The sequence below is a fragment of the Corynebacterium intestinale genome, from assembly GCF_023574125.1.
Lineage (GTDB): Bacteria > Actinomycetota > Actinomycetes > Mycobacteriales > Mycobacteriaceae > Corynebacterium > Corynebacterium hesseae.
In genome coordinates this window covers 49,922-67,452 of the sequence record NZ_JAMKFF010000009.1, presented here as the reverse complement: position 1 = coordinate 67,452, position 17,531 = coordinate 49,922, and the positions used below count along the sequence as shown (strand labels likewise).

Sequence of the window (17,531 nt, the reverse complement as noted above, 5' to 3'; positions counted from 1 at the left end):
TGGGCAACCCCTTGCCCATTGCCTCACATTGTGGCTTACTGGTGGCACGCTGTCCACCGCTTCAGGAGGCGGTGGAGTACTTCGGGGGGAAGGACTTTGACATGCGCGTACCCACACGCGTCGTGGACACTGGGCAGCCGGCCTATCGGGAGCCGGCACCGCCGTTGCCGCAGGGCAGCATTAACGCCGAGGCCGTGCCGGAGGCGGCTCGCGCTCAACCCGTGCCACTGGTTCGCCTACTTATGCCGCTGGTCATGATCGCGGCCATGCTGGGCATGGTGGCGCTCATGGTTCTCGGGGCGGGGGACGCCCGCCGGATGAGCCCCATGAGCCTCATGTTTCCGCTCATGATGCTGGCCAGTATGGCCATGATGTTTAACCCGCAGGGAGGCGGGCAGGATCCGGATGAGACCCGCCGGACTTACCTGCGCCACCTCAAGGCGCTGCGGGAGGAAGCGCTGGAGCGCGGGGCGGCGCAACGCGCGCATGAAGAACACCGCAACCCTGACCCTGAGCAGCTTGGCGCGTTGATTCCGACAACGCGCCTGTGGGAACGGGATGCGGATGCCCCGGACGCCTTGGAGGTGCGGGTGGGGACGGGGCCGATGGCCCTGTGCACGCCCATTAACGTGCCGGATTCGGGCGCGGCGGAGGACCTCGATCCGGTGTGCGCGGTGAGCTTGCGCCAGACCGTGCGCGCGGTGGGAACGCTGGCGGACATGCCGGTGGTCATCCAACTGCAAGCCTTTCCCATCGTTGGCCTGGCCGGCGAGGATGCGGCCGGGGTTGCCCGCGCGCTGCTGCTACACCTGGCCGTGCTGCACGGTCCGGAAACAGTGGGCATTGAGTACCACGGTGAGGAGTGGAACTGGCTGAAGTGGCTGCCACACGTTAGGGATCCGGGCCAAGCCCAGTTCCGCATCCGCGTTGTTGAGGAGGACCAGGCAAGCGGCGTTGCCGTGCCGCGCAGTGACGCGCTGGAGGATACCCCCACAACCACCATCGCCGTGGGCGTTACGCCTCATTCGCCGCTCGGGCGCCGCGCTGAGGAAGAAGGCATCTATCTGCGGGCGGAGGGCGCGCTCTCCGTGGTTACTGCCGCGGGGGAGGAGGAGCTGGGACGCTGTGCGCTTGTCGACGATTCCACGGCCCTCCTGCGCGCCCGTACGCTTGCGCCCTATCACCGCCCCTTTGGCAGTGATGCTGCGGCAGCGCCCCGGCACGGTCGCGATGCGGACCTGCCGACCTTGCTGGGCTTCCGGGACGTGGATGCGCTCGAGGCCTCCGGCATGTGGCAGGGACGTAGCCCGGCTGAGCGGCTACGTGTGCCCATCGGCGTGGACGAGTCCGGGCACGCGCTGATGCTTGATGTGAAGGAGTCCGCGCAGGGCGGGATGGGGCCGCACGGTTTGTGCATTGGTGCTACTGGCAGCGGAAAGTCGGAATTACTTCGAACGCTTGTCGTAGCGCTGGCCGCCACCCATAGCCCGGAGGAGCTCAACCTCGTGCTCGTTGATTTCAAGGGTGGCGCAACCTTCCTAGGGTGTGAGGAGCTGCCGCATACCTCCGCCGTGATTACCAACCTGGAGGAAGAATCGACCCTGGTGGAGCGCATGTATGATGCCATCTCCGGCGAGATGAACCGCCGCCAGGAGCTGCTGCGCAAGGCAGGCAATTTTGCGAACGTGGGCGAATTCAACGCCTCGGCTGCTGCGGTGGCCGAGCACGGACCGCTGCCGGCGTTGGTCATCGTGGTGGATGAGTTCTCGGAGCTCTTAGGCCAGCACCCGGACTTCGCCGAGCTCTTCGTCGCGGTGGGAAGGCTTGGCCGCTCGCTCCATGTGCACCTGCTGCTGGCCTCCCAGCGCTTGGAGGAAGGGCGCTTGCGGGGATTGGATTCGCACCTGTCTTATCGCATCGGGTTGAAGACCTTCTCCGCGGGGGAGTCCCGCCAAGTTCTCGGAGTGGTCGATGCCTATCACCTCCCCGCCCAGCCGGGAGCCGGCTACCTCAAGACGGATGCCGATGCCCCCACTCGCTTCCACGCCTCCTATGTGTCTGGCCCGGTCACGCGCCGGGTAGCGCCTGATGATTCTGAAATGAATGCGCGGCACGCCGCGCGCGTGGAGCTTTTCACAGGGCAGCGCGCGGTGGAAGAAGAGCTCGGCTTTGCAGAGCTCGTAGATTCCTCGAGCACGCTCCTGGACACCGTTGTGGCCGCCGCCCGGGATGAGGCTGCTCGGCGTGGCCAGTCGGCGCGAAGAATCTGGCTACCGCCCCTGCCGCCCGTGGTGGAGCTGTCCAGCGTTACCTCCTTGCAGGAAGATTCTCCCGGCGCGGGCGGCGGTTTGCGTGCCGAGGTGGGGCTTATTGACCGCCCCTACCACCAGCGTCAAGACCCGCTCACCGTGGACTTTAAAGCGGGAGGCGGGCACCTCGCGCTGTGCGGCGGTCCGCAGTCAGGCAAATCGATGGCGCTGCGCAGCATTGCCTCCGGTCTGGCGCTGCGGCATTCGCCGGAGCAGGTGCGTTTCTATGTCATTGACCTGGGCGGCGGGCAGCTGCGGGTCCTGGACCGGCTGCCCCACGTGGCCGGGGTGGCCGGCCGTGAGGAGCCGGAGAAAATCCGTCGCATCGTTGATGAAGTCGCCGGCCTTGTGCGCCGCCCGGAGCCCCGCCACACCTTCTTAATCGTGGACGGCTGGCACCACATCGGCACCTCCGGCGCGGATTTTGAGGACTTGGCTGAGCCGATTACCCAGCTGGTTGCCGACGGCGCCTCCGCCCGCGTCCACGTCTTGATTGCTGCAGCGCGGTGGACGAGCCTGCGGCCGTCTATTCGGGATCTCATCGCGGCCCGTATCGAGCTGCGGCTGGGCGAAGCCATGGATTCCCTCATCGACCGCAAGTCGCAGCAGAAGCTCCCGGCAACGCCCGGACGGGGAATCACACTGGCAGGGGAGAACCTGCTTTTTGCCGCAACGTCCCCGCAAGACATCGCCCACATCTGCGGTGTGCATGCTGGTGTCGAACCGGTTCCACCGCTGAAGATGCTGCCCGCCCTTCTCACCGAGTTGCCCGAGCCAGAAGACGGCTCGCCACCGGACGGGGTGGCCTGGGGAATCGGTGGGCCGGACCTCGAAGTCCTTAGTTGGGATCCGGTCGCGCAGCCGCACCTGGTGTGCATTGGTTCCCAAGGCTCCGGAAAGTCGAACTTCCTCAGCGTAATCCTGGCCGGAATTAGCCACCTGGGCAGGGAAGCCGCCCGCCTGGTGGTCATCGATGAGCGCCGTGCACATTTGGGGACGTTGGATGAGGAGATGGTGGCGGCGTATGGGGCGTCGGCAAGCGCGGCCACCCAAGCCATCCTCGATACCGTGCGCACCTTGGAACAGCGCCTTCCCGGCCCCGAGGTCACTCCCGCCCAGCTCGCAGCGCGCAGCTGGTGGGAGGGGCCGGACATCTACCTGGTTATCGACGACCTCGACCTGGTCAGCGACATTGCCCTGGCACCACTGCTCGAGCTCCTCCCACACGCCCGCGATGTGGGGCTGCACCTGGTGCTTGCGCGCAAAGCCGGCGGCATCGGGCGCGCGATGTTTGGACAGTTCCTCTCTGCGGTGCGGGACCTGCAGCCGGCACTGCTGCTTCTCGACGCCGACCGCGACGAAGGCGCCATCTTTGGCATCAAGCCAACAGCGCTGCCACCCGGCCGCGGCCAATGGGTCCTGCGCGGCATATCTCAGGGCTTGGCGCAGGTGTATGTGCCGAGCGCCGATAGTTCACACAACTCACCACAGACCACAGGCAACAAAGGAGACAACCAATGACCGCGACGCACGCACTGCGAACCCCGACAACCGCGCCAGAGACCACGCTAGTTATCACGGTGCTCGATGCCGCCACGATTTATGAAGGCCCGGAAACGATTTATCGCTATGACCTGCCCGGCACAGGAATCGCCGAGGGGTGGGCGCTGGAGGCCGTCCTTGACCAGGCAGAAAAAGTCTGCGGGGCGGAATGGCCGGACGTCACCGTTGAGGTGGTGGCGGATCCATCAGGAACGGATGTCAGTGTCGAAGCTGTGAGTATCCTGCGCCGGCAACTCGCTGGTGCCGGTGCGACGGTCCTAGAGCCAGAACCATCGCCGCCGCCGGCACCGGTTGCGGCCAGCGCATCACAGGCTGCTTCCCACTCGGCGGTGGGGGAGCAACAGTACGAATATGACGGTGCGAAGGAGATAACTGCTGAGCGGCCTCGGGCAACTCGCCGTTTGCGCTCCCATCGCGCAGCGCAATCCCGTTGGACGGCGCTTTTGGGAGGCATCGATCCCTTCTACATCGCGATAGCGGTCATGGTGGTTGTCGTCGCCGGGGTGTCCTGGTGGGCGGTGGGGCGCAAGGATGCGGCCGTGGCGGCGTCGACTTCCGAACAGGTGGATGAGAATACGTCTGTGGCTGCCGGCGCGCCGGGTACGGCTGCAGCACCCGGTGGGGATGAGCGTCCTAGGGGTGCCGCAACGGAGGCGGAGTCCGAGGGATCCGGCAGCACGCAGCTGCGCCCTGGCCAGCAGGCCATCGAGGTGGAAGGGATGTCCCTGGTACTCCCGCAGGGATTCCGCACCAGCGTGGAGGACGGGCTTGTCACTGCGGCCGGCGAAGACCCCAATTTGCGCATCCTTTTGGCAGCCGATCCGCTCTTCAACGTTCCCGTCGACGTCCTCTTCGCCGAGATTAAAGGACAGATCGACTCCGATCCCGCCCTCCGTGATCCGGTCGAGGAATCTGGGCGGCTGACGTATACCGAGGACCCTGGAGACGGTTCGCAGGTGACGTGGATGATGTGGGAAGACAAGGGCCATCAGATGTCCGTGGGGTGCCACACCAAGTTTGAACCCAACGTGGTGCAGAAAGCCGCCTGCCGGATGGCTGCGGAATCTCTGGTCAAAAAGGAGTAGGAGGGAGCACGCCGCGAAGCTAAAAGATTTTTGAACGCGGCGGGAACCGATGAGCCACTAGCTCAGTCCAATAAGGGTGAGAAGGACACAGGGTGCTTCTCGGGGGGAAAGAAACACACACCAAGCCCTTGGAAAAGGGATATACCCCAGGTAGGGAACAAGACAGAAAGAGAAGAACATGACTCAAACGTTCCGCACAGAAGCCGACGTAATGGTGGCCACCGCCGGCCGCGTCGACTCCACCAATGACGAGGTACAGGGTGAGCTCACCCGTCTGCAGGGTGTTGTGGATTCCGTTCGCGGCAGCTGGGCAGGCCGCGCGCAGGTTTCCTTTGACAACCTGATGCAGCGCTACAACTCCTCCGCGCAGCAGCTGCGTGAAGCGCTGACCGCCATCAGCGAAAACATCAGGGATAATGCCCGCAACTTCGACACGGTTGAGGCGGATAACGCCCAGTCCTTCGAGAACGTCGGCGGCGCGGGACTGGCCTTGTAGCGCTAGCTGCTTTCACTGACTACAGCACACGTTGAATTACACACGAGCACACAGAAGATAAGGAACACGCAATGTCTGGAATCAAGTATCAGTTCGGCGCCATCGCCGGCGCCGCAGCCGACATCAACTCCACCTCCGGTCGCATCAATGGACTCCTCGGTGACCTGAAGGCCACCCTGCAGCCGATGGTATCGACCTGGGAGGGAGATTCCGCTGCGGCATATAACGCGGCGCAAGCTAAGTGGGATAAGGCGGCCGCCGAGCTCAACACGGTGCTGGCGACCATCTCCACCACGGTCTCCCAGGGCAACGACAACATGAGTGACGTCAACCGTCGCGCTGCCGCCAGCTGGGGATAAACCGACCCGGCTGTGAGTCTTGAACTGGGTGGGTGAGCTTTTTCTTTAACACCATTCACCACCATGAGTGATGAGCGGTAGGTAGGAAGGCGCGGAGGCTAGGAAAGGAAGGCGCAGGGAATGGAAGGGCTGGACGCGCCGCCTTGACTCAGCTTCCACCGCCCGCCCAGTGAAGGCGCCGGTATCGCTTCTCATCAACGTTTCTGTCTCTACCCCCACCCCGAATGAATTGAGGTGGAGGCGTTGGTGAGGGGCGATATCGGCGTTTTGGGTTTTCAAACTGCTGCGTACTAAAGTGAAACACCTATGTGTCCGCACCCCGTCGTTAGTGGGTGCGCGCGGGCTGCAGGTCTCCACCGGCCGCTGTATGTACCGCGTCAAGGCTTACATAGCGATGGCCGGCAGTTCCGAGACAGACTTTCAAGGAGTCATTTTGTCTACTTTCCACCCGAAGAGCGGTGACATCACCCGCAAGTGGTACGTCATCGACGCTACCGACGTGGTTCTGGGCAAGCTCGCTTCCACCGTGGCTGACATGCTGCGCGGCAAGCACAAGCCCCAGTACGCACCGAACGTTGATTGCGGCGACCACATCATCATCCTGAATGCGGACAAGATCCACATTTCTTCCAACAAGCGCGAGCGCGAGATGCGCTACCGCCACTCCGGTTACCCGGGCGGCCTGAAGTCCATGACCCTTGGTCAGTCCCTGGACGCCAACCCGGTCCGCGTTATCGAGGAAGCTGTGAAGGGCATGATGCCGCACAACAAGCTTTCCAACGCCTCCATCAAGAAGCTGCACGTTTTCGTGGGCGAGGAGCACCCGTACGCCGGCCAGAAGCCGGAAACCTTTGAGTTTAAGCAGGTGGCACAGTAATGACCGAGCAGAACATCGACAACAATGTAGCCGACGCTGCCGACATCGCTGCAGCAACCGCCGCTACCGAGGAGTTCACCAACACCATCGGTGATTCCCTGGCAACCGATACCGAGGCTGAGGTTGAGACCGCTGCCCCGGCTATCCACGAGGGCCCGATCCAGACCGTTGGTCGCCGTAAGCGCGCCATCGCTCGTGTTCGCCTCGTTGCTGGTTCCGGAAACATCTCCGTCAACGGCCGTGCCTTTGACGAGTACTTCCCGAACAAGCTGCACCAGCAGGACATCCTGCAGCCGCTGACCATCCTTGAGCGCGATGGCCAGTTCGACATTAAGGTCACCGTCAACGGTGGTGGCCCGACCGGCCAGGCCGGCGCTCTGCGTCTGGCTATCGCCCGCGCACTGAACGTCTACAACCCGGCTGACCGCCCGGCCCTCAAGAAGGCCGGCCTGCTCACCCGTGACGCTCGTGCCGTGGAGCGCAAGAAGGCTGGTCTGCACAAGGCACGTCGTGCCCCGCAGTACTCCAAGCGTTAATCTCCGCGCACTGCATTTTTCGAAAGCCGCTGCTTCCCTTGTACGGAGGCGGCGGCTTTCTCTATGTGTAGGGCCTGCACAACGTGAAGCCGCGAGTCATAGACAGACATCGTTGGAGGCCCGATCTGCGGAAGCTATGGGGTAGCAGGCATAATGAACAACTATGACTCGACTTTTTGGAACCGATGGAGTTCGCGGCCTAGCGAACAAGAAGCTCACTCCGATCCTGGCCTTGCGCTTGGGACAGGCGGCGGCGGAGGTATTGACCTCGGACCGCGAGTCCTATGAGCGTCGACCGCTCGCGATTATCGGGCGCGATCCGCGCGTGTCGGGTGAGATGCTGGATGCGGCGATTGCATCGGGCTTAGCATCGCGTGGCGTCGACGTCGTACGCGTTGGCGTGCTGCCTACCCCGGCTATCGCGTTCCTCACCGATGACTTTGGGGCAGATCTCGGCGTGATGATCTCCGCCTCCCATAACCCGATGCCGGACAATGGCATCAAGTTCTTCTCCGCGGGCGGTAAGAAGCTGCCTGATGAGGTGGAGGATCGTATCCAGGCTGCCATGGGAAGCCTCACCGAAGACGGACCTACTGCGACCAAGATTGGTCGCATCATTTCGGAGGCTCCCGATGGCCGCGAGCGCTACCTCAAGCACTTGGCCGAGGTTGTCACCACGGATCTGAGCGGCATCAAGGTGGTCGTCGACACCGCTAATGGTGCTGCCTCCAAGGTGGCACCGCAGGCCTACGAGGCTGCGGGTGCTGAGGTCATTGCCATTCACAACAAGCCCAATGCTTTTAACATCAACGAGGACTGCGGTTCGACGCACATCGAGAAGACCCAGGAGGCCGTCGTCGAGCACGGCGCCGATCTGGGCTTGGCTCACGACGGCGACGCTGACCGTTGCTTGGCCGTGGATGCCGAGGGCAACGTTGTTGACGGCGACCAGATCATGGCGATCCTCGCCGTGGGCATGAAGGAAGACAACGATCTCCGCTTCAACACCTTGGTGGCTACCGTCATGTCGAACCTGGGCCTAAAGCTGGCCATGCAGGAACAGGGCATCGAGGTCAAGGAAACCGCCGTGGGTGACCGCTACGTGCTGGAGGAGCTCAACCGCGGCGATTATTCCCTGGGCGGCGAGCAGTCCGGCCACGTGGTGTTGCCGGATGACTGCACCACTGGTGATGGCACGCTGACCGGCCTGTCCATCATGGCGCGCATGGCGAAGTCCGGGAAGTCCATCAAGGAGCTGGCTTCCGTGATGACGGTATTGCCGCAGGTGCTTATTAACGTGCCGGTATCCGATAAGGCTGTCATTCTTAAGGCTCCTGAGGTCAAGGAAGCTATCGCTGCCGCCGAGTCGGAGCTTGGAAACACAGGCCGCGTTCTGTTGCGCCCGTCCGGCACGGAGGAGCTCTTCCGCGTCATGGTGGAGGCTGCTGAAGAGGAGCAGGCGCGCAAGGTGGCGGGCAAGCTCGCTGCGGTTGTTGCTGCAGTCTAGTTCTACGCACCCACGCTAAACCCCGGGCCATGTGGCCTGGGGTTTCGTGTTTTGTGGGTGATGGGGAACCGGAGGGGAGGTTTCTCAGTCCAATAAGGGCAGGAATCACTGTTTGTTGTGGACGAGAAGGAGGGCGCTCATGCCCGACGTATTTTTTGATGAGGACGAAGCCACGCGGCTTCTCGACGCCGTCGTGGACCAAACCCGCGCCCAAAGTGACGCGCATCGTGGGAACAGACCGAACTTTCCCGCGTCATCCGCGGGCAGGGACTTCGGCGGGCATGGGGCGCAGATTCAGGCGTTGCTGAGCCAGCTGCATGAGCGTGGAGCGTGGCGGTTGGACAACATATCGGCCACAGCGGATGCTGCACGCGCACAGCTGCGTGCCTTCGGGGAGATCGACCGTGGTCTTTCTGGCCAGCTTGGTGAGCAGGAAGCGGGGATGAACTGATGTCCACGATGGTCAAGTCACTTTTGGGTGATTATTCACAGGCGGTGTCCCAGTTCCAGGCCGCTAGCTTAGGGGGCTACTCCGGACCCAGCACACCTATTGGTTTGTTGGGAGACATGGTGGGCTCGGTCGATGGGATAAAACCGGATGACCTGGTTAGCAGTACCGCATCGGCGATGGGCGCTCGACGCCCGCGGCGCGGCGGCAATGGTTTACGGGATTTCCTTTTAGGAACTGTCCTATCGCTGGCCGGGGGAGCGCTCATGGATCACCTGCGCGGCGTGCAGGATGACTTTGAGAAGGAGAGGGATGAAGCCGATGACCTAGTGGAATCCGCGCAGCAGTGCTCGGAGGCCATTGAGGATGTGGTCGATGTTTCCGATTCTGCGGTGGCAGAGCTCATCTCCGCGGTCATTCCTCTGCTCAATATCCTGACGATGCTATTGCAGCGGCACCCTCTGGGGAAGGCCATCGTCCCGGTGATTTCGAGCATTGGTGGGGACCTGATCGATCAGACGAATGACACTATTACGCAGACCTGCCGGGACCGCGATACTGCCATCGAGAATTGCTATGGCGAGTTTGAGAGGCGCTGTTCTGAGGTGTGTGAGCGCGAGCTTCCGGAGACCCCGCCGGAACCCGAATGTGGCTGCGAGGACAAACCGAAGCAGTGCCCACAACCTGCGCCTGTGCCTTGTGCACCGACGAAGCCAGCCCAGTCCACTGAACCTGTTGCGCCAGCGCAGCCTTCTCCCGCACCGGCTCCTTCCACACCTGCCCCGCCGCAGCAACCGGTTGAGCAGGGGGTTGAACAGCCGGTAGTGCCACAGGAGGAGCCGGCGCCGACTCGTCCCGCTGCGGCACCGGAAAAAGAGTGCCCACCGGATGAAGAGAAGCCACAGCCTGCGAAACCGAGCCAGCCTCCAAGCGCACCAACTGAGGCGGTAGCGCAGCCTAAGCCGGAATCCACTGCGCCAGAAGCGCAGCACACACCGTGCGGCTACCATGCAGAGAAAGAAGCGCAGTCCTGCAGTTGCAGTGAGCAGCAACGTGAAATAGAAACAACGAAGCCAGCTGATGCAGGGGTGGAGATTCCCACCGAACCCGTGCAACAGGAGGTGATTGACTGCCCGGAGGATATGGAACCGGTGGCTGAGGAGAAGGAGTGCCCTGAGGAACCGGTAGAAGGTGAAGACTGTGAGGCGCCAGAGCAGCCACCAGTTGCGGAGCCGGGTGAGTGCAAGCCTGAAGAATCCTGCTGCGGAAGCTTGGGAATCCTCGGCGTAGGGGTTGCCATCCTGGGGCTGGGCCTCTTGGCCGAGGCGGCTGTGGACTTCATCGAAAACCTGCCGGAGCCAGAACCTGTACCGGAGCCGGTGCCTGAGCCAGAGCCCGAACCCCAGCCAGAACCAGAGCCCTGTCCGCTGCCTGCGCCGGAACCTGCTCCTGACAATGGTGTTACGCCGCCACCGCCGGAGCTGAACAATGTCCCGGAGCCAGAAGCACCGCCGGAGAAGCTTGCACACATGCAAGCAGCGGAAGCACCGGTGCCAGCACCGGACCCTGCGCCAGCACCCGCACCCGAGCCAGCGCCAGGGCCAGCTCCCGCAACTGAGGCCGCACCAGACATAGCGCCGCAAGAAAGCTCAGAGACATCGTCTGTACACGCACGAAAGGCAGGGCAGTGGTAATGCCGCACAATGATTTTGATGAGTTCGCGCGCGGATTCCGCGAGCGCACAGCAGCACGGCTACTGGAGTTTGAGAAAGCCATGGCTAAGGCACAGGATGAGCTGGAAAAATCTGCGCAGCGCGCGGCCCAAACCCAAGTGCACCCGGACCCACAGAGGCGAAGCCCAGCCGCCAGGGGTGTAGGGCACGGCCAAAGCCAGGGGCAGGGGCGAGGCCGCCCGCGCGGTCAAGTGCAATCGGTGCTCAGGCGCGGGTGACACGGAAACCGGGAAACTCCTCTGTGCGCCAGCAGCCCCAGGTGCTACCGTGGCGTGAGTAGTCGCTGTACGTATCAACCAGGGTTTGGGGGAAGACCGCATGACAGTTCCTTGGCTTTATGACGTCTTGTGGGGCGTTCTTCCCATGCTGTACCTCTTGGTGGCTTTTGTTGTGCTTGGCATTGAGATTAAATACGACAGAGAAATGGCCCACATAAAACTGTGGACGGCCGCTCAGCTGCTTCTGCCGGGCATCGCACTTATCGCTTGGCTTTTCATTGAGGTTCCTCGGTTAAAACGACTAAAGCAGGACGAATAAACGATCGTCCTGCTTTAGTCGGAGCACATGTGCGCCTTGCGGTGCTAGCTCGTCGAAACCACTCCTGTCGTGCTAGAAACCGGCGCGCTTGGTGAGGTCTTCGCCGACGAAGCTCTCGACGCCTTTGGCGGAGGCGTCGGCAGCCGCAAAGTCGTCGTACTTGGATTCGCCAGCGAGGGTGGACAGGAAGAAGCCAGTGACAAGGCCGCGGGCAGTTTCGACTGCGGAACCTTGGAAGAAGCCGGAGCCAAGCGCCAACTTGAAGAGCTTGTCCTCGCTGAAGCCGGACTGCGTGCCCTTAGCAATTTCGCGGTAAGCCACCGGACCGCCCCAGGCGTTGGCCAGCTTCGCGGGGTTTCCCGCGCGGAAGATATCATCTTGGCCCGCGCCAATAACGAGGCCGCGTGCCTTCACGGTGTGTGCGGCCTGAACTGCGGACGGGGAAGTATCGGCAGGGTAGAGGGCCGCGACGGCGCGGACCTTCGGGTTATCCACGGCAGCCAGGGTGGCCACGCCACCGCCCATGCCGTGGCCAAAGACACCCAGCTTGGAAGCGGAGACCGAAATCTTGCCGGCGCCCAGCCTAACGCCGGCGGCAATCTGCAGGGCCGATTCGAGGTCGGCAGCCAAGTCGCGGTGCTTGGCAAAGACGCCCGTCTCCGTATCCGGAGCAACCACCACGATGCCCCAGCTGGCCAAGTGGCGCAGGGTGGCGTGGTAGTCCTTGATGCTCTTCGTCCAGTCGTGGGCAAACGCCACGGCGGGCAGGCCCTTGCCCTCAACCGGGGTGTACACCTTGCCCTCAAGCCCTGCATAAGACAGGTCTCCGACGAGGACGCGGTGCGGGCCGCGCTTAGACAACGTACCGAGATGCTTCTTCAAATTCGCAGACACGCTTTACAGAATAGAGGAAAGAATAAGCAAAGCGGTGAACAGTGCGGGAGATTAAGTAGGATCCTTGCGATTCGGCATGTTAAATCATGCTGTAAAATTTCGACCTATGTGTGGAATCGTTGGATACATTGGCCATAACACCGATGGCCGTGAGTACTTTGCCCTAGACGTTGTGCTGGAGGGCCTGCGTCGACTGGAGTATCGCGGCTATGACTCAGCAGGCGTCGCAATGTACGCCGATGGCAAGATCGGCTGGCGCAAGAAGGCCGGAAAGGTCGCCGCGCTGGAAGCCGAAATCGCCGCGCGTCCGCTTCAGGATTCCGTCCTGGGCATCGGGCACACCCGCTGGGCCACTCACGGTGGCCCGACCGATCTGAACGCCCACCCGCACGTGGTGGATGGCGGCAAGCTCGCCGTCGTTCACAACGGCATCATCGAGAACTTCGCCGAGCTCAAGACCGAGCTGGAGGTCAAGGGCCACAACTTCGTTTCCGAGACCGACACCGAAGTCGCCGCCACCCTCCTGGCGGATGTGTTCCACAACGAGGCCGGCGGTGACCTCACCAAGGCCATGCAGCTGACCGGCAAGCGCCTGGAAGGCGCGTTTACCCTCTTGGCTATCCACGCCGAGCAGGCAGACCGCATCGTGGCCGCGCGCCGCGATTCGCCGCTAGTTATCGGCCTGGGTGACGGGGAGAACTTCCTGGGTTCGGACGTCTCCGGCTTCATCGACTACACCAAGTCCGCCGTGGAGATGGACAACGATCAGGTCGTCACCATCACCGCGGATGATGTCGAGATCACCGACTATGAGGGCAACCCCGCCCAGGGCAAGCCCTTCGAGATCAAGTGGGATGCCGCCGCGGCCGAAAAGGGCGGCTTCAACTCCTTCATGGAGAAGGAAATCCACGACCAGCCGGCAGCCGTGCGCGATACGCTGCTGGGCCGCCTCGACGAGACCGGCAACCTGGTCCTCGATGAGATTCGCATCGAGGAGTCGGTGCTCAAGTCTATCGACAAGATCATCGTCATCGCCTGCGGCACCGCCGCTTACGCTGGCCACGTTGCCCGCTACGCCATCGAGCACTGGTGCCGCATCCCGTGCGAGGTGGAGCTGGCCCACGAGTTCCGCTACCGCGATCCGATCGTCAACGAGAAGACCTTGGTTGTGGCCCTGTCCCAGTCGGGCGAGACCATGGATACCCTCATGGCCGTGCGCCACGCCCGCCAGCAGGGCGCCAAGGTGATCGCCATCTGCAACACCCAGGGTTCCTCCATCCCGCGCGAGTCCGACGCTGCCCTCTACACCCACGCCGGCCCGGAGATCGCCGTGGCCTCCACCAAGGCCTTCTTGGCGCAGATCACCGCGACCTACCTGCTGGGCCTCTACCTGGCCCGCCTGCGCGGCAACATGTTCTCCGATGAGGTCAACTCCGTCCTCGAGGATCTGCGTGATATGCCGGATAAGGTTCAGGCAATCATCGACAACGAGCAGCAGGTCTACGACCTGGCCAACGCCATGGAGAATGCCAAGTCGGTGCTCTTCCTGGGCCGCCATGTCGGCTTCCCCGTCGCGCTGGAGGGCGCGCTCAAGCTCAAGGAGATCGCCTACCTGCACGCGGAGGGCTTCGCCGCCGGCGAGCTCAAGCACGGCCCCATCGCGCTCATCGAAGAGGGCCAGCCGGTCTTCGTCATCGTGCCTTCCCCGCGCGGCCGGGATTCCCTGCATTCCAAGGTCGTCTCCAATATCCAGGAGATCCGCGCCCGTGGCGCCATCACCATCGTCATCGCGGAAGAGGGCGACGAGGCCGTCGAGGCCTACGCCAACCACATCATCCGTATCCCGCAGGCGCCGACGCTCATGCAGCCTCTGCTTGCCACCGTGCCGCTGCAGATTTTCGCCTGCGGTGTTGCCACCGCCAAGGGCTACGACGTGGACCAGCCGCGCAACCTGGCGAAGTCGGTGACCGTCGAATAGCGCCGCACCCTTAAGTGGCACAATGGTGGGCATGTTGAAAACCACCGTTGACCTCAACGCTATTGCCCACAATGTCGCTCGCGTGAAGGAGGCGGTGGCCCCGGCCCGCCTCATGTGCGTGGTCAAGGCGGATGCCTACGGCCACGGCATCGAGCGTTGCGCCCCGGTCATGGCGAAGGCGGGGGCGGACGCCTTCGGGGTGGCCACGCTGGCCGAGGCCGTGGCGCTGCGGAAGGTCATTGGCACCCTCCCCATCGCTGCCTGGCTGTGGGAGCCGACGGAGGACCTCGCCCCGGCCCTAGTCGCCGGGATCCAGATCGGCATCCCTTCGCTTGCGCACGCGCAGGTGCTCATCGCCGCCACTGATGCGCCCACCGAGGTCTTCGTGATGGTGGAGACGGGGATGCACCGCTCGGGCGTCGACAAGCACGCGTGGGAGGAGACCTTCCGCCTGCTTGCCGACGCCCCCCACATCACCGTCCTCGGCCTCATGTCCCACTTTGCTTGTGCGGACGAGCCGGAGCACCCGCACAATGATCATCAGGAATCGGAGTTCCGCGAGGCCCTAGCGCTTGCCCGTGAGGTCGGGCTTGAGTGCCCGCTGAACCATCTGGCCAACTCGCCCGCGGCCTTGACCCGCCCCTCGGCGCGCTTCGAGCAGGTGCGCGTCGGGCTGGTCCTGTATGGGCTCGAACCGGTGGCCGGCCGCGACCATGGGCTGAAGCCCGCCATGACGTGGGAAGCGTCCGTCGTCGCGGTGAAGCCGATTTCGGCGGGGGAGTCCACCTGCTACGGCCTGACCTGGACCGCAGATAGCGACCGTCAACTCGCCACCGTCAGCGTGGGCTATGCCGATGGGCTGCCGCGGGCCTTTCAAGGGGCGGTGCAGGTAGGGATCGGCGGCGAGCTCTACCCGCAGGTGGGCAGGGTCTGTATGGACCAGATTGTCGTCGACCTTGGGGCCAATCCCCACGGTGTGCGCGCCGGGGAGACAGCCGTTATCTTTGGCCGTGGCGGCATGAGCGCTACCGAGCTGGCCGAGGCAGCCGGGACCATCAATTACGAAGTACTGTGCCGCCCCACTGGGCGCACCCAGCGCACATACCGCGAAGGAGCTAGCGATGCGCAGTGATTTTCCACACGAAGGACACCGCGAGGCCGAAACTCCGGAGGATGCTCAGGCCTTCGGCGAGGAGCTGGGCGCGGCTTTAGAAGCTGGGGACCTGGTTATTCTTGATGGTCCCCTGGGCGCCGGGAAAACCACCTTCACGCAGGGGATTGCCCGCGGAATGCAGGTGAAGGGGCGGGTGACGTCGCCGACCTTCGTCATTGCGCGCGAGCACCCCTCGCGCGTGGGCGGGCCGACGTTGGTGCACGTGGATGCCTACCGCCTCTTGGATCATTCAGAGGATCCGTTGGGGGAGCTGGACAGTCTAGACTTAGACACCGAAATAGAGGACGCCGTCGTCGTCGCCGAATGGGGCGGGGGCTTCATGGAGCGGCTATCTGACTCGTACCTCGCCGTTACAATCAACCGCGATTCGGACGATGACGTCCGCGTATTCACATGGAAATGGGTGAATTAACGTGCTGGCTTTCCTTGCTGAACAGCCCCTGCTCACGCTCTTTCTGATCATGGCGGTGGGATTAGCCGTCGGCAAGATCAATGTCTTCGGCATCTCGCTTGGCGCCGCCGCTGCGATGTTCGTGGCCCTGGGATTGTCCGCGGCCAACCCAGACATCGTGGTCCCGGCGTTCGTGTATCAATTTGGTTTGGCCATCTTCGTGTATGTCATCGGCCTGAACTTCGGCCGTAGCTTCTTCCAGGATTTCCGCCGGCGTGGATGGAAGATGTCCATGGTGGTCATCGTCTTCTTCTTCGTGTTGGCGGGGCTGACCACCCTGGCGATGCGCATGTTTGATCTCGACCCGGCGATTAGCGTGGGCACGCTGGCGGGTTCGGTGAGCTCGACGCCTGGTATGGCCGCGGTCGTCGAAGCCTTGGGCGGCGATAGCACCCCGGTGGTGGGCTATTCCCTGGCCTACCCGGGCTGCATCATCGGAACCATTCTGGTTGCCGCGATTGGCGCCAAGGTGCTGCGCGTGAACCACATTGAGGACGCGCGCGCCGAGGGCATGATCGCAGAACCGCTCGAGTGGCGGGCAGTGCGCCTGACCCGTGACTTCGACGCAACGGTGGGGGACCTCCAAGAGGTGACCGGTGAGCGCGTCATCGCCACCCGCCATGTGAACAACCCACACGAGCACGACCTGGCCTACCCGGAGCTCCCGCTGCGCGCCGGCATGGAATTCCTACTCAACGGCACCGCGCCCGCGTTGGATAGCGCGATTTCCCAGTTGGGTGAGGAGATCCACATCAACCTTCATGAGGAGGATGGCCTGGTCTACCGGCGCCTGACCGTGTCCAGCCCACGTGTTGCGGGCTATCAGCTCAAGGACTTGGACACTGTGAAGGAAGGCTTCCTCATCGCGCGCGTGCGCCGCGGCGACTCCGACGTCGTGCCGAACGAGGAAACCGTCCTGAACTACTCGGATCGCGTGCGCGTCATCACCGCGCCGGGCAGGCTTGACGACGTCCGCCGTTTCCTCGGCGACTCCGAAGCCAAACTCGGCAACGTCGATTTGTTGCCCTTTGCCCTAGGCCTCTTCATCGGTCTGCTCTTCGGCGCTATTCCGATTCCGCTTCCGGGCGGCACCACGTTGTCCTTCGGCTTTGGTGGCGGCCCCATCGTCGTCGGCCTCATCTTGGGCGCGCTGGGCCGCTCGGGCCCAATCAACTGGCAGCTTCCATTCCACGCGAAGCAGACGATTTCCACGCTGGGTTTGACCTTGTTCTTGGCGGGCGTGGGTACGTCGGCAGGCGGCCAGTTCCGCGATGCCTTGTCGGATCCGACCTCCCTGAAGTACATGGGCGTGGGCATTGTGCTGACGCTGGTTTCTGCCATCGGCATCGTTGCGGTGTCCATGCTGGCGCTGCGCCTCAAGTTTGATGAGTCGATGGGCATCGCCGCCGGCATGACCACGAACCCGGCGATCATGGCCTACCTCAACCCGCAAACCGGTACTCAGCTGGCAGAGCGCGGCTATGCCACCGTGTACCCCACGACGATGATCGGAAAGATTCTCATGTGCCAGGTCTTGGCCTTGATTATTGTTTGATGGTTGTCGCGTAGGATATCCCCGTACTG

General features: G+C 63.1%; 15 protein-coding genes. 14 read left to right on the top strand and 1 reads right to left on the bottom strand.

Annotated elements, in window-relative coordinates; genetic code table 11:
• The first annotated feature begins 101 nt into the window (after nt 1-101).
• The 10 genes from eccCa (at nt 102) to M5J06_RS10040 (ending at nt 11,450) form a co-directional block, all read left to right on the top strand.
• Nucleotides 102-3,830 carry a type VII secretion protein EccCa gene (gene eccCa, locus M5J06_RS10085; RefSeq protein WP_250224583.1) on the top strand — a complete coding sequence of 1,243 codons (3,729 nt, stop codon included), beginning with the start codon at nt 102-104 and terminating at the stop codon, nt 3,828-3,830.
• Nucleotides 3,827-4,957 (top strand): type VII secretion-associated protein, encoded by a 1,131-nt coding sequence (locus M5J06_RS10080; RefSeq protein WP_250224582.1) that lies wholly within the window; start codon nt 3,827-3,829, stop codon nt 4,955-4,957. Before eccCa ends, M5J06_RS10080 begins: the two co-directional genes overlap by 4 nt.
• A 178-nt stretch (nt 4,958-5,135) precedes the next feature.
• On the top strand, nt 5,136-5,453 hold the full coding sequence (locus tag M5J06_RS10075; RefSeq protein WP_070521640.1) for a WXG100 family type VII secretion target: 318 nt from the start codon (nt 5,136-5,138) through the stop codon (nt 5,451-5,453).
• 71 nt (nt 5,454-5,524) lie between these two features.
• A complete protein-coding gene (locus M5J06_RS10070; protein ID WP_070521638.1) occupies nt 5,525-5,812 on the top strand; it encodes a WXG100 family type VII secretion target in 288 nt (95 codons plus the stop codon).
• 433 nt (nt 5,813-6,245) lie between these two features.
• Nucleotides 6,246-6,689, top strand: coding sequence for a 50S ribosomal protein L13 (gene rplM, locus M5J06_RS10065; protein WP_010189505.1), 444 nt, complete (start codon nt 6,246-6,248; stop codon nt 6,687-6,689).
• Nucleotides 6,689-7,225, top strand: a complete 537-nt coding sequence (gene rpsI, locus M5J06_RS10060; protein ID WP_070521636.1) for a 30S ribosomal protein S9 — start codon at nt 6,689-6,691, stop codon at nt 7,223-7,225. The genes rplM and rpsI overlap by 1 nt, the downstream gene beginning before the upstream one ends.
• Nucleotides 7,226-7,388: 163 nt before the next feature.
• Entirely contained in the window at nt 7,389-8,732 is a 1,344-nt protein-coding gene (gene glmM, locus M5J06_RS10055; protein ID WP_070530775.1) for a phosphoglucosamine mutase, read from the top strand.
• 139 nt (nt 8,733-8,871) lie between these two features.
• Entirely contained in the window at nt 8,872-9,183 is a 312-nt protein-coding gene (locus tag M5J06_RS10050; RefSeq protein WP_250224581.1) for a hypothetical protein, read from the top strand.
• On the top strand, nt 9,183-10,874 hold the full coding sequence (locus M5J06_RS10045) for a prolipoprotein diacylglyceryl transferase (protein WP_250224580.1): 1,692 nt from the start codon (nt 9,183-9,185) through the stop codon (nt 10,872-10,874). The genes M5J06_RS10050 and M5J06_RS10045 overlap by 1 nt, the downstream gene beginning before the upstream one ends.
• 357 nt (nt 10,875-11,231) lie before the next feature.
• Nucleotides 11,232-11,450, top strand: a complete 219-nt coding sequence (locus M5J06_RS10040; RefSeq protein ID WP_070521584.1) for a hypothetical protein — start codon at nt 11,232-11,234, stop codon at nt 11,448-11,450.
• 72 nt (nt 11,451-11,522) lie between these two features.
• Here the strand turns inward: M5J06_RS10040 and M5J06_RS10035 are convergent, their stop codons facing one another.
• Complete coding sequence (locus tag M5J06_RS10035; RefSeq protein ID WP_070597131.1) at nt 11,523-12,344, bottom strand: dienelactone hydrolase family protein; 822 nt, start codon at nt 12,342-12,344, stop codon at nt 11,523-11,525.
• A gap of 106 nt (nt 12,345-12,450) precedes the next feature.
• On the opposite strand from M5J06_RS10035, the gene glmS reads away from it, so the two are divergent.
• Genes glmS through M5J06_RS10015 form a run of 4 tightly spaced genes read left to right on the top strand, consistent with a single transcriptional unit; the run spans nt 12,451 to nt 17,502 of the window.
• Nucleotides 12,451-14,322 carry a glutamine--fructose-6-phosphate transaminase (isomerizing) gene (glmS, locus tag M5J06_RS10030; protein WP_250224579.1) on the top strand — a complete coding sequence of 624 codons (1,872 nt, stop codon included), beginning with the start codon at nt 12,451-12,453 and terminating at the stop codon, nt 14,320-14,322.
• A gap of 25 nt (nt 14,323-14,347) precedes the next feature.
• The gene (alr, locus tag M5J06_RS10025) at nt 14,348-15,454 is read left to right on the top strand and encodes an alanine racemase (protein ID WP_250224578.1); all 1,107 of its coding nucleotides are present in this window, start codon (nt 14,348-14,350) and stop codon (nt 15,452-15,454) included.
• Nucleotides 15,444-15,908, top strand: coding sequence for a tRNA (adenosine(37)-N6)-threonylcarbamoyltransferase complex ATPase subunit type 1 TsaE (tsaE, locus tag M5J06_RS10020; protein WP_250224577.1), 465 nt, complete (start codon nt 15,444-15,446; stop codon nt 15,906-15,908). Before alr ends, tsaE begins: the two co-directional genes overlap by 11 nt.
• 1 nt (nt 15,909) lies before the next feature.
• Nucleotides 15,910-17,502, top strand: coding sequence for an aspartate:alanine exchanger family transporter (locus M5J06_RS10015; protein ID WP_250224576.1), 1,593 nt, complete (start codon nt 15,910-15,912; stop codon nt 17,500-17,502).
• Nucleotides 17,503-17,531 lie beyond the last annotated feature (29 nt).